We start from the raw sequence: 13,236 nt of genomic DNA on the forward strand, positions 1-13,236 counted from the left end.
GCGCCAGCACGAAGGGCGCGGGCTCGCCCGCGATGATCAGGATGCGCTTGTCGCCCTCGACCACGTCGGGCACGAAGCGCTGCACCATGATGGTTTCGGCGCCGTCCTTGTTGAGCGTCTCGACGATCGAGCCGAGGTTCAGCGCGTCCTGCTTCACGCGGAAGATGCCCATGCCGCCCATGCCGTCGAGCGGCTTCAGGATGATGTCGCCGTGCTGCGCATGGAAGTCGCGCACCGCCTGCGCGCTGCGCGTGACCAGCGTGGGCGCGGTGAACTGCGGAAACTCCATGATCGCGAGCTTCTCGGGATGGTCGCGCAGCGCGCGCGGCTTGTTCACCACGCGCGCGCCCTCGCGCTCGGCCTGCTCGAGCAGGTGGGTGGCGTAGATGTACTCGGCGTCGAAGGGCGGGTCCTTGCGCATCAGCACGGCGTCGAAATCGGCCAGCGCCTTGCTCTCGACGATGTCGACGGCGTACCAGTCCTTGGGGTCGCCGGTCAGCGTGACCTGCCGCACCGTGGCCGTGACCTTGCCGCCCGACACCCACTGCAGGTCCTGCGGCAGGCAGGCCGCGATGCGGTGGCCGCGGCGCTGGGCCTCGCGCATCATCGAGAAGGTGGTGTCCTTGTAGATCTTGAAGTGATCGAGCGGGTCGGCCACGAAGAGGATGTTTTTCATCAGGAAGTCTTTCCGGCGCCCGGCGGGGCCGCCATGTTGCTGCTGTCGGTCGCGATGTTGCCGGAAGCGGCGAGGCCCTGGCCGGCCGGGGCTTTTGGCGGGCCCGGCCGGTTGCCCAGCCGCTGCACCGCGAGCGCGAACGCGCCCGCCACCACGCCCCAGAAGGCCGAGCCGATGCCGGCGATGGTCACGCCCGAGAGCGTGACCAGGAAGGTGATCAGCGCGGCCTCGCGGTGCGGCTCGTCGCGCACCGCGGCCGCCAGTCCGCCGCCGATGGTGCCGAGCAGCGCGAGCCCCGCGATGGCCGCGACCAGCTCCTTCGGAAAAGCCGTGAGCAGCCCGGTCACGGCCGCGCCGAACAGGCCGATCACGACGTAGATCGCGCCGCAGCTCACGGCCGCGGTGTAGCGCCGCGCCGGGTCCTCGTGGGCTTCGCGGCCCATGCAGATCGCGGCGGTGATGGCGCTGAGGTTGAGCGCGAAGGCGCCGAAGGGCGCGAGCACCAGCGTGGTCAGGCCGCTGATCGTGATGAGCTTGCTGACCGGCAGCTCGCCATAGCCGGCGGCGCGGATCGCCGCCACGCCCGGCAGGTTCTGCGAGGCCATGGTGACGACGAACAGCGGCAGCGCCAGGCTCACGATCGCCTGCCAGTGGAACACCGGCATGACGAACACCGGCCAGGTCAGCGAGACATGCACCGCCGACCAGGCGAGTTCGCCACGCGCGGCCGCGAAGGCGATCGCCACCAGCAGCGTGAGCGGCACCGCGTAGCGCGGCAGCCAGCGCTTGCCCACGAGGTAGGTGGCCAGCATCAGCAGCACCAGGGGCAGCGCGGTCTGCGCCGCGGTGAAGGCCGCGAGGCCGAAGCGCGCGAGCACGCCGGCCAGCAGCGCCGAGGCGATGGCCATCGGGATCCGGTTCATCACGCGCTCGAACCAGCCGGTGGCGCCGGCCAGCACGATCAGCAGCGCGCAGACGACGAAGGCGCCGACCGCCTCGCCCATGCCATGGCCCGCGCCGGCCACCGCCAGCACCGCGGCGCCGGGCGTGCTCCAGGCGATCATCACGGGCTTGCGCCACCACAGCGAGGGCAGCACCGAGGCCAGCCCCATGCCGATGCCCAGCGCCCACATCCACGAGGCCACCATCTCGGGCGTGGCACCGAAGGCCTGCGCGGCCTGGAACACGATGGCGACCGAACTCGTGAAACCGACGAGCACGGCGACGAAGCCGGCGGTGAAGGCGGAAAGGCTCAGGTCCTTGAAGAAACGCATCGCGCGATTGTGCCGGGCCGCCCGCGCCGGCCCGCGTTGGCCGAGCGATGGTCAACAATTTTCGAACGATATGTCGACCATCGGGCACGAGGCTTGCAGGCGGCCTGGGCATGACGACACGCTGGCCCGAACTGCTGCCCTCGCACGACCGCTTCGACTACCGGCCGATCACGCGCCGGCCCGACTACCGCTGGCCCAACGGCGCGCGGCTCGCGGTCTACCTCGGCTTCAACCTCGAGCACTTCGCCTTCGGCGACGGGCTGGGCGCCTGCCTCGGCCCGGCCTCGCCGCAGCCCGATGTGCTCAACCACGGCTGGCGCGAATACGGCAACCGCGTGGGCGCCTGGCGCTGCCTCGAGCTGTTCGACGCGCTCGGGCTGCCCGCGGGCGCGCTGGTCAACACGGCCCTGTACGACCACTGCCCGGAACTGGTGCAGGCGGTGGTGGCGCGCGGCGACGAGCTGATCGGCCATGGCCACAGCAATGCCGAGCGCCAGGGCGCGCTCGGCGAAGACCACGAGCGCGCGCTGCTGGTGCGCTGCCGCGAACGCATGGCGCGCGAGAGCGGGCAGGCGCCCGCGGGCTGGCTGTCGCCGTGGATCTCCGAGAGCCCGCTCACGCCCGACCTGCTGGCCGAGACCGGCTACGGCTACACGCTCAACTGGTGCCACGACGACCAGCCGGTGCGCATGCGCACGCGCGGCGGCGGCGCGATCTGGTCGGTGCCCTATCCGCAGGAGCTCAACGACATCCCGATGATCGTGGGCCGGCTGATGGACGCGAAGGACTTCTGCGCGATGGTGCGCGACAACTTCGAGGAGATGCTGGTGCAGTCGCGCGCCCAGCCGCTGGTGATGGGCCTCGCGCTGCATCCCTACATCGTGGGCCAGCCCTACCGGCTGCGCCATCTGCGCGGCGTGTTGACGCAGCTGGCGCTCGCGCGCGACCGCGGCGAGATCTGGTTCACCACGCCCGGCGCGATCGCGGCGCACATGGGGCAGCTCGCGCAGGAGCGGCCGGACGACTTCCGCTGAAGCGCCCGGCCGGCCGCGCTCAGATCTCGATCTTCGACCCCAGCTCCACCACCGCGTTGTTCGGCAGCCCCAGGAAGGCCGCAGCGCCACTCGCGTTGTGGTGCATCTGCGCGAACAGCTTCTCGCGCCAGGGCGCCATGCCGCTGCCCAGCGTGGGGATCACGACGTCGCGCGAAAGGAAGTAGCTGGTCAGCATCGGCTCGAGCTGGCAGCCGCGCAGGCGCGCGTTGTCGAGCGCGCGCGGCAGGTCGATGTCGTTCTTGAAGCCGTAGTGCACGATCACCTGCCAGCAATGGCGGCCCAGCGGCTCGATCTCGATGCGCTTGTCCATCGGGATCCACGGCACCTCGTGGTTGCGCACGGTGACGAACAGGTTCTGCTCGTGCAGCACCTTGTTGTGCTTGAGGTTGTGCAGCAGCGCATTGGGCACCACGCCAGGCTCGGCCGTGAGGAACACGGCGGTGCCGTCCACGCGCACCGGCGGATTCTCGAACACCGAATCGAGGAAGGCCTTCAGCTCGATCGCATCGGAGCGCTGCACCTCGCCCATGAGGCGGCGCCCTTCCTTCCAGGTGATCATGAGCACGAACACCGCGCCGCCGATCACCAGCGGGAACCAGCCGCCCTCGGGCAGCTTGAGCAGGTTCGACGCGAAGAACATGAAGTCGATGAAGAAGAAGGCCGCGGTCGAGGCGATGCACAGCGCCAGCGGCAGCTTCCAGGCGTAGCGGATCACGAAGAAGGTCAGCACCGTGGTGATCAGCATGTCGGTGGTCACGGCGATGCCGTAGGCCGCGGCCAGGCTGCTCGAGGAGCGGAACATGACCACCGCCAGCACGATCGCCACGAACAGGCCCCAGTTGACCAGCGGGATGTAGATCTGGCCGGCCGTGCGCACGCTGGTGTGCTCGATGTTCAGGCGCGGCAGGTAGCCGAGCTGGATCACCTGGCGCGTGACGCTGAAGGCGCCGGTGATCAGGGCCTGCGAGGCGATCACCGTGGAGGCGGTGGCCAGCAGCACCAGCGGGATCAGCGCCCATTCGGGCGCCATCATGAAGAACGGGTTCTTCACCGCCTCGGGGTTGGCCAGCAGCAGCGCGCCCTGGCCGAAGTAGTTGAGGATCAGCGCCGGCATCACCACGGTGAACCAGGCGATGCGGATCGGCGCCTTGCCGAAGTGGCCGAGGTCGGCGTACAGCGCCTCGGCGCCGGTCACGCACAGCACGATGGCGCCCAGCAGGATGAAGCTGGTGCCGGGGTTGTCCCAGATGAACTTGAGTGCGTAGAACGGGCTCAGGGCCTTCAGGATCTCGGGGTGGTCGACGATGTGCCACACGCCGAGCACCGCCAGCGCGAGGAACCACACCACCGTGATCGGCCCGAAGAAGCGGCCGATGCCCGCCGTGCCGTGCTTCTGCACCGCGAACAGGCAGAACAGCACCACCAGGGTGATCGGGATCACGTAGTGCTTGAAGTGCGGCGACACCACCTCCAGGCCCTCGACCGCCGACAGCACCGAGATCGCCGGCGTGATGACCCCGTCGCCGTAGAACAGCGAGGTGCCGAAGATGCCGATCACCAGCAGCAGGTGGCGCAGCCGCGGCTTGTCGGCCACGGCGCGCGAGGCCAGCGCCAGCATCGCGACCAGGCCGCCCTCGCCCTCGTTGTCGGCACGCAGCACGAGCACCACGTACTTGAGCGAGACGATGGTGGTGAGCGTCCAGACGAACATCGAGAGGATGCCGTAGACGTTCTCGACGGTGAAGGGAACGTGGCCGTGGCCGAAGACTTCCTTGACGGCATACAGCACGCTGGTGCCGATGTCGCCATAGACGACGCCGATGGCGCCGACGATCAGGCCGGCGGAGAGGGATTTGGGGGCTGACACGAGGTCGATGGGAAAAGGGCCGGCGGCTCGCGATGACGACGCATCAGGTATGCCAGGGGGCGCGCATCGGCGGACGGTGGCATCCGCCGCGCCTCGATCCTCGCCCTCGCCGCCCTTTGATTTCCGTTGCTGTGGGGCCGCTATTCTGCCGTCACCCGCGCGGGCCGCAAACACGGCGCGCGGTGGGGGTCATTCGTAGACTTCGGCGTCCGGGTCGGTGGCTTCCATCTCGTAGCTGGCGGCGACCATCGCGAGCCGGCCGACCACGCCATACATGTAGAAGCGGTTGGGCGCGCTGGCTCCGGGCTTGGCACCGGGCTGCGGCAGGTGCGCGCTCTCGGAGAAGGCCAGCGGCACGAAGCTCGCGCCGGGCAGCTTGAGGTTCTCGTCGGGCGCGCTGTCGGCATGCACGCGGTAGAAGCCGCCGACCACGTAGCGGTCCATCATGTAGACCACGGGCTCGGCCACGCCGTTGTGCACGCGCTCGTTGGTCAGCACGCCTTCCTGCACGATGATCTCGCCGGGCTCGCGCGCACCGGCCGGCCGGGCCGCCGCGGCGCGCACCTTGCCCGCCAGGCCCTCGACCTCCTTGGCGTCGCGCACCGTCAGCACGCGCGGGCCCTCGGCGCCGCTCTGGCCCTTGACCACCACGAAGGGCTTCTCGTTGATGCCGTATTCCTTGTACTTGCGGCGCACCTTGGTCAGCACCGCGTCGACGTGGCTGGTCAGCACGTCGAGGCCGCGGCCCTCGGCCAGGTCGACGCCGTCGGCGCGCGCGTAGATCGGATTGATGAGCCAGGGATCGATGCCCAGCAGCTTGCCGAAGCGCTTGGACAGTTCCTCGTAGCTGTGCAGGTGGTTGCTCTTGCGGCGCACCGACCAGCCCGCGTGCAGCGGCGGCAGCAGGTACTGCTCGTGCAGGTCCTCGAGGATGCCCGGCGTGCCCGCCGAGAGCGAGTTGTTCAGCAGGATGGTGCAGGGATCGAAGTTCTTCAGGCCCAGGCGGCGCTTGGTGCGCACCACCGGCTCGAGCGTGACGGTGTCGCCGTGCGGCAGCTCGATCTTCTTGGGCGACTTGATCGCCGGATCGATCGAGCCCACGCGCACGTTGAGCCCGGCCATGTGGAAGATCCGCACCATCTGCGCCACGTTGGCCAGGTAGAAGGTGCTGTTCTTGGCGTTGTTCTCGGGAATCACCAGCAGGTTGCGCGCCTCCGGACAGATCTTCTCGATCGCGGCCTGCGCGGCCTGCACCGCCAGCGGCAGCATTTCCTTGGTGAGGTTGTTCCAGCCACCGGGGAAGAGGTTGGTGTCGACCGGTGCCAGCTTGAAGCCCGCGTTGCGGATGTCGACCGCGCTGTAGAACGGCGGCGTGTGCTCCATCCATTCGAGCCGGAACCAGCGCTCGATGGCGGGCATCGAGTCGAGCACCCGCTGCTCCAGTTCGTTGATCGGGCCGGTCAGGGCTGTGACGAGATGCGGAACCATGCGGCGGCCTTCTTTGTTTTCTACTTAAAGGTATGCGGGATTTTAGGGTCTGTCATCCATCCAACGCCCTCGCGAAGCCCTGTTGCGCGGGGCAGTGCAAGGCGCCCTGAGCGCCGCGTAGCGCACTACGCAAGCGAAGGGCAACGCCGCAATGCACCGCGCAACAGGGCTTCCCTCCGGGCTGGCCCCGCCATACGGCGGCTACTTTGTCGGCCGGCTTGCCCATGGGTGGCCATGGGCTGCGCCGTCCTTCGCGTATCCACCGCATGGCGGGGCCAGCGCGAGGGCGTTGGATGGATGACAGACCCTAAGATTTGGGGACGCGCCCCCCGATGACAAGCACCATGGCCTACGTGGAATCCACACGCACCACCGACGCGAAGGGCACCCAACGGCGCCCGTCGCGCCCCCTCAGGTCCGGACTTCGCCCTGCCCCAGCACCACGTACTTGAGCGAGGTCAGCCCTTCGATGCCCACCGGTCCGCGGGCGTGGAACTTGTCGGTGCTGATGCCGATTTCGGCCCCGAGGCCGAACTCGAAACCATCGGCGAAGCGTGTGCTCGCATTGACCATGACGCTGGCCGAATCGACCTCGCGCAGGAAACGCTGGGCATTCACGTGGTCGCGCGTGACGATCGCGTCGGTGTGGTGGCTCGAGTAGTGGTTGATGTGCGCGATGGCCTCCTCGAGGCCCGCCACCACCTTGATGCTGATCACCGCGGCCAGGTATTCCTCGGACCAGTCGGATTCGACCGCATCGACCACCTTTGCTCCCGGATCGATAGCACCATCGGCGCGCAGGATCTGGGCAGCGGCCGGATCGCAGCGCATCTCGACGCCCTTGGCGGCGAAGATGGCGCCGATCTTCGGCAGGAAGTCCTCGGCCACCGAGGCCGCCACCAGCAGGCCTTCGGCCGCGTTGCAGGGGCTGTACTTCTGGGTCTTGGCGTTGTCGACGATGCGCAGCGCCATGCCGAACTCGGCCGTGTCGTCGACGTAGACGTGGCAATTGCCGTCCAGGTGCTTGATGACCGGCACCTTGGCGTCGCGGCTGATGCGCTCGATCAGGCCCTTGCCGCCGCGCGGAATGATCACGTCGACGAACTGCGGCATCGCGATCAGCTGGCCGACGGCCTCGCGGTCGGTGGTCTGCACCAGCTGCACCGCCTCCACCGGCAGGCCGGCCTCGGCCAGCGCCTCGGACACCAGCAGCGCCAGCGCCTTGTTCGATTCGATGGCCTCCGAGCCGCCACGCAGGATGGCGGCGTTGCCCGACTTGATCGCCAGGCTCGCGGCCTCGATGGTCACGTTGGGACGGCTCTCGTAGATCATGCCAAAGACGCCGATCGGCACGCGCATCTGGCCGACGCGGATGCCGCTGGGCTGCTGCTTCATGCCGATGATCTCGCCGATCACGTCGGCCATGCCCGCGAGCTGCTCGCAGCCGAGGGCGACGGTCTCGATCACCTTGGGCCCGAGCTTCAGGCGGTCGACCATCGGCGCCGACAGGCCGGCGGCCGTGGCGCGCTCGAGGTCCTTCTGGTTGGCCGTGGCCAGCACTGCGCCGGCTTCGCGCAGGCGCCGGGCCAGCGCCTTCAACGCTACGTTTTTGGTAGCTGCATCCGCTCGCGCCATGAGGGCGGCGGCCGTTTTTGCCTGCAGACCCAGGGTCTGCATGTGTTCACTGACATTGAACGCGTTCATGGCCGGCATTTTCCCACGCCAACCCTGCGGGCGGCTGACGCCGGGAATTCAGGCGCGGCGTGGTGCCGCGGCGCCACCGTTGCCGCAGGCCCGGCACAGCATCAGCGCCAGCCGCTGCAGCGCCTGCCAGCCGCTGGCCGGCCAGTCGGGCTGCTTCAGGCCCTTGACGATGCCGTCGACCAGGTGCGCCGCGCGCAGCAGCCGCGCCAGCATGCGGTCGTCCAGCCGCGGCAGCACGCGCTCGAAGGCGCGCTCGCGCGGGCCCCAGATGCGGTTCTCGCGCAGCGCCATCGGCAGCGGCCGGCCCGCGGCCATGGCGTCCTTCACGCGCTTGAGCGCGCGGATGTCCTCGGCCAGCGTGTAGTGCACCAGCACCTCGGCCTCGCCCTCGGCCTGCAGGCCGTCGAGCATGCGCGCCACGCGCTGCGGATTGCCGCCGAGCACGGCCTCCGACAGCTTGAAGACGTCGTAGCGCGCGACGTTGTTGACCGCGCCCTCGACCTCTTCCCAGCCGAGTTCGCCGCCCGGATGCAGCAGCGCGAGCTTCTGGATCTCCTGGTGCGCCGCGAGCAGGTTGCCCTCGACGCGGTCGGCGAAGAACTGCAGCGTGCGCTGGCCCTCGTCGCCGGGCTTCACGCGCTGGCCCTGCAGCGCGAGGCGCTGCGCGATCCACTGCGGCAGCGCGGCGCGCTCGATCGGGTCGACCTGGATGCTGGCGCCGTTGTTCTCGAGCGCCGAGAACCAGGCACCGGTGCGCGTGGCCTTGTCCAGCCGCGGCAGCATCACCAGCGTGAGCGTGCTGTCGTTCGCGGCCGCGCCCTCGGCGATCTGCTGCAGCGCGGCGCTGCCGTCCTTGCCGGGCTTGCCCGAGGGGATGCGGATCTCGACCATCTGCTTGTCGGCGAACAGCGAGAGCGATCCGCCGGCCGCGAGCACCGCGCTCCAGTCGAAGTGCGCGCCGGCCACGGTGTACGAGCTGCGCTCGGTGTAGCCCTGCGCGCGCGCCGCCGCGCGGATGGCGTCGGCCGCCTCCTGCGCGAGCAGCGGCTCGTCGCCGTGGATCGTGTAGAGCGGCTTCAGCCCCTTCTGCAGGTGGGCCGAAAGCTGGGCACTGGCAAGCTGCATCGCGTCAGCGGCCGGTCACAGCGTCTTCACCGCCCCGAGGCGGCGCACCAGCTGCTGCGCGATGTCTACCTGCATGTCGCGGAACAGCAGGTCGGCCTCGCCTTCCTTGGCCAGCGCATTGGTCTCGTTGAAGGTCAGGTCGCGCGTCTGCATGAGTTCGGTGGCCGCCAGCAGGTCCTTGCCGCCCTGTGCGTGCAGCCGGAAGCGCACCTTGAGCACGAGCTGGATCTCGCGCAGCAGGCCGACCGAGTTGGTCGACACCACCAGCCGCTCGCGGTCCTCGCCGAGGATGTCGAGCACCGCCTCGGCGCTCTTGTCGTCGCCCGGCAGCAGAGTCACCGTGCCCGCCGCGCGCAGGTTGCGGCGGATCTGGTTGACCAGCGCCGAGTTGCCCGAGACCGCGATCGACTTGAAGGCGAAGACCGGCGGCTTGCGCAGCTCGAAGCCGCAACCGGCCAGGCCCAGCGAGGCGCCGCCGGCCGCCAGGCCCAGGAGGAAGCCGCGGCGCGGCAGCGAGACAGTGCGGATGTTCATGCTTGGCTTGTTCAAATGACCACGTTGACGAGGCGGCCCGGCACCACGATCACGCGCTTGGCGCTCGCGCCCGGCGCGAAGGTGGTGAAGTCCTCGCAGGCCAGCGCGAGCTTCTCGATCTCGTCCTTGGAGGCGCCGGCCGGCACCAGCAGCTTGCCGCGCAGCTTGCCGTTGACCTGCAGCATCAGCTCGATCTCGTCCTGCGCGAGCGCATCGACGTCGACCGTGGGCCAGGGCGCGTCGAGCAGGGCGCCGAGCGCCTGGTCGTAGCCGAGCTCGGTCCACAGCTGCTGGGCGATGTGCGGCGTGGCGGGATAGAGGCAGCGCAGCAGGATGCCGAAGCCTTCGTGCAGCGCGGCCGCGTCGCCCGCGCTGCCGTCGGACTTGAAGCCCTCGAGCGCGTTGAGCAGCTTCATCGCGCCCGACACCACGGTGTTGTATTGCATGCGCTGGTAGTCGTAGTCGACCTGGCGCAGCACGGTGTGCACCTCGCGGCGCAGCGCCTGGGCCGGCTTGCCGTAGGCCGGCTTGCCGCCCGCGGCGGCCGCGAGCCCCGACTGCGCCGCGCCGAAATTCCACACGCGGCGCAGGAAGCGGTAGCTGCCCTCGACGGCCGCGTCGTTCCACTCGAGCGTGGCTTCGGGCGGCGCCGTGAACATGGTGTACAGGCGCGCGGTGTCGGCGCCGTACTTCTCGATCAGGTCCTGCGGGTCGACGCCGTTGCGCTCGCTCTTGCCCATCTTGCCGACGCCGCCGTACTCGACCTTGGTGCCGTCGGCCGCGGTGCCGCCGACGATGCGGCCCTGCGCGTCGAGCTCCGGCGTGACTTCCGAGGGCGGGAAGTAATCCTTGCCGCCCTTCTCGTTGCGCGCGTAGAAGATCTGGTTGAGCACCATGCCCTGGGTCAGCAGCTTGCTGAAGGGCTCGTCGGCCTTCACCAGGCCGAGGTCGCGCATCACCTTGGTCCAGAAGCGCGCGTACAGCAGGTGAAGAATGGCGTGCTCGATGCCGCCGATGTACTGGTCCATCGGCATCCAGTAATCGGCGCCCTCGGCCACCATCGCCTGGTCGTTCTTCGGATCGCAGTAGCGCATGAAGTACCACGACGAGTCGACGAAGGTGTCCATCGTGTCGGTCTCGCGCCGCGCGGCCTTGCCGCACACCGGGCACACCACGCCGGCATGGAAGCCTTCGTGCTTGTTCAGCGGATTGCCGGAACCGTCGGGCACGCAGTCGGTGGGCAGCACCACCGGCAGGTCCTTCTCGGGCACCGGCACCGCGCCGTGCTCCTCGCAATGGATGATCGGGATCGGCGTGCCCCAGTAGCGCTGGCGGCTCACGCCCCAGTCGCGCAGGCGCCAGGTGGTCTGCAGCTCGCCCAGGCCCTTCTGGCCCAGCGCATGCGCCACGGCGGCCACGGCCTCCTTGTACGACATGCCGCTGAAGTTGTCGGAGTTGATGGTCACGCCGCGCTGCTTGTCGCCGTACCAGTCCTGCCACTTGTGATAGTCGAAGTGCGGCTCGTCGTCGACCAGCACCACCTGGATGATCTCGATGCCGTACTTGTTGGCGAAGGCGAAGTCGCGCTCGTCGTGCGCTGGCACGCCCATCACGGCGCCGTCGCCGTAGCCGATCAGCACGTAGTTGCCGACCCACACCGGCACCTGCTCCTCGGTGATCGGGTGCGTCACGGTCAGGCCCGTGGGCACGCCCTTCTTCTCCTGCGTGGCGAGCTCGGCCTCGGTGGTGCCGCCGCTCTTGCACTCCTCGATGAAGGCCGCGACCTTGGGATCGAGCGTGGCGGCATGCGCGGCCAGCGGATGCTCGGGCGCGACGGCGCAGAAGGTCACGCCCATGATGGTGTCGGCGCGCGTGGTGAACACGTACATGCGGCCGTCCTGGATCGGCTGGCCGTCGGCGCCCTGGATGTCATGGGTGAAGGCGAAGCGCACGCCCTCGCTCTTGCCGATCCAGTTCTCCTGCATCAGCTTGACGCGCTCGGGCCAGCCCGGCAGCTTGTGCTGGGTGTGCTCGAGCAGTTCCTCGGCGTAGTCGCTGATCTTCAGGTAGTAGCCCGGGATCTCGCGGCGCTCGACCGTGGCGCCGGTGCGCCAGCCCTTGCCGTCGATCACCTGCTCGTTGGCCAGCACGGTCTGGTCGACCGGGTCCCAGTTCACGACCTGGGTCTTGCGGTAGGCGATGCCCTTCTCGAGCATCTTCAGGAACAGCCACTGGTTCCACTTGTAGTAGCTCGGATCGCAGGTGGCGATCTCGCGGCTCCAGTCGATCGCCAGGCCCATGGCCTGGAGCTGGCCCTTCATGTAGGCGATGTTCTCGTAGGTCCACTTGGCCGGCGGCACGCCGTTCTTCAGCGCCGCGTTCTCGGCCGGCAGGCCGAAGGCGTCCCAGCCCATGGGCATCAGCACGTTGTAGCCGCTCATGCGCAGGTAGCGCGTGAGCATGTCGTTGATCGTGTAGTTGCGCACGTGGCCCATGTGCAGCTTGCCGCTGGGGTACGGCAGCATCGAGCAGGCGTAGTACTTCTTGCGGCTCGCGTCCTCGGTCACGCGGTAGGCATCGGCGGCGCTCCATTGCGCCTGGGCAGCGGACTCGACGTCGCTGGGTTTGTAGCTGGGGTTCATGACGGGGCTTCGGCAGGAGCCCGGCGCGGGGCGGCCGGGAAGGCGGATTATCGCGCCCCGGCCGCCGGGCTCCCGCCGGGCCGGGCCATTCAGCCGGCTTTGGGTGCCGGCCGCCGGTCGGGCGGCGGCGCGGGCGTCCATTCGTCGCCGTACAGCTCGGGCTCGGCATAGGCCTCGATGTTGGCGAAATGGCGCTCGAAGTCCTCGCGGTAGAACAGCCCCGCGATGCCCGCGGCCAGCCGCTTGGCGCCATCGCTGATGGCCGGGATGTCGCCCGAGACCGTGCCGTGCGAGAGCGCGGCCGGATAGCAGAAGCAGTGGATGCGCGCCAGCCCCGGGCACGCGTCCGCCACCCGTTCCTTGAACTCGAACACCGGGCCGAGGTCAGGCGAATCGGCCAGTTCCTGGTCCTCCTCGCCGGGCGCGGGTACGAAGCGCTCCTTCCAGGTCCGCACATGGGGCGCTATGGCGGCGAACTCGGGGCGCGCGGCCCAGTCGACCTTGAAGCCGGTCGAGACGATGAGGAAATCGAAATCGAAGGTCGCGCGCGGCGTCGCCACGCGGATCGCGCCGTCGCCGGCCAGCGCCACCGCCTCGACCGGGCAGCCGAAGTTGAAGAAGGCGTTGGCGAAGCGCGACACGCGCAGGGTGCTGCCGTGCGGCGGCGGCACGTTGAGCCGGTTGATGTAGTGGCGCACGCGCCACTTGTTCTCGTCGGGCAGGTCGTAGTGCCCCTGGGTCAGGCCCGGCACGCCGGCGCCCTTGCCCTTGTTGACGCGCGGCAGGTCGAGGCGGCGGATCAGCAGTTCGACGCTGTGGGCGCCGGCCTCCAGCGCGGTGGCGGCGCTGTCCATGGCCGAGGAGCCCGCGC

At 69.2% G+C, this 13,236-nt stretch carries 8 protein-coding genes and 2 pseudogenes; 1 reads left to right on the forward strand and 9 read right to left on the reverse strand.

Annotated features, from left to right (window positions below; translation table 11 throughout):
* Together gshB and AC27VN_RS17205 are read right to left on the reverse strand one after the other, a co-directional pair.
* Window positions 1–676: glutathione synthase (gene gshB, locus AC27VN_RS17200; RefSeq protein ID WP_490877302.1), on the reverse strand; the 676-nt coding region annotated here is incomplete at its 3' end.
* Window positions 676–1,953, reverse strand: a pseudogene (locus tag AC27VN_RS17205) (benzoate/H(+) symporter BenE family transporter); the annotation flags it as partial. The gene gshB and the pseudogene AC27VN_RS17205, both read right to left, overlap by 1 nt.
* A gap of 107 nt (window positions 1,954–2,060) precedes the next feature.
* On the opposite strand from AC27VN_RS17205, the gene AC27VN_RS17210 reads away from it, so the two are divergent.
* Window positions 2,061–2,984 (forward strand): polysaccharide deacetylase family protein, encoded by a 924-nt coding sequence (locus AC27VN_RS17210; protein WP_490877303.1) that lies wholly within the window; start codon window positions 2,061–2,063, stop codon window positions 2,982–2,984.
* Between the two features lie 19 nt (window positions 2,985–3,003).
* On the opposite strand, the gene AC27VN_RS17215 is transcribed toward AC27VN_RS17210, so the two are convergent.
* The 7 genes and pseudogenes from AC27VN_RS17215 to AC27VN_RS17245 form a co-directional block, all read right to left on the reverse strand.
* Window positions 3,004–4,872, reverse strand: a complete 1,869-nt coding sequence (locus AC27VN_RS17215) for a potassium transporter Kup (protein WP_093350542.1) — start codon at window positions 4,870–4,872, stop codon at window positions 3,004–3,006.
* A gap of 189 nt (window positions 4,873–5,061) precedes the next feature.
* Window positions 5,062–6,360, reverse strand: a complete 1,299-nt coding sequence (gshA, locus tag AC27VN_RS17220; RefSeq protein WP_093350539.1) for a glutamate--cysteine ligase — start codon at window positions 6,358–6,360, stop codon at window positions 5,062–5,064.
* Window positions 6,361–6,771: 411 nt separating this feature from the next.
* Window positions 6,772–8,064: a glutamate-5-semialdehyde dehydrogenase gene (locus AC27VN_RS17225; RefSeq protein WP_208513422.1), complete on the reverse strand. Its 1,293-nt coding sequence runs from the start codon at window positions 8,062–8,064 to the stop codon at window positions 6,772–6,774.
* A gap of 48 nt (window positions 8,065–8,112) precedes the next feature.
* On the reverse strand, window positions 8,113–9,189 hold the full coding sequence (holA, locus tag AC27VN_RS17230) for a DNA polymerase III subunit delta (RefSeq protein ID WP_208513423.1): 1,077 nt from the start codon (window positions 9,187–9,189) through the stop codon (window positions 8,113–8,115).
* A 15-nt stretch (window positions 9,190–9,204) separates the two neighbouring features.
* Window positions 9,205–9,723 carry an LPS-assembly lipoprotein LptE gene (locus tag AC27VN_RS17235; RefSeq protein ID WP_093350530.1) on the reverse strand — a complete coding sequence of 173 codons (519 nt, stop codon included), beginning with the start codon at window positions 9,721–9,723 and terminating at the stop codon, window positions 9,205–9,207.
* 11 nt (window positions 9,724–9,734) lie between these two features.
* On the reverse strand, window positions 9,735–12,365 hold the full coding sequence (leuS, locus tag AC27VN_RS17240; protein ID WP_490877304.1) for a leucine--tRNA ligase: 2,631 nt from the start codon (window positions 12,363–12,365) through the stop codon (window positions 9,735–9,737).
* Between the two features lie 89 nt (window positions 12,366–12,454).
* Window positions 12,455–13,236, reverse strand: a pseudogene (locus AC27VN_RS17245) (FAD-dependent oxidoreductase); the annotation flags it as partial.

It is taken from the genome of Variovorax sp. 20P10.2.4, assembly GCF_058244205.1.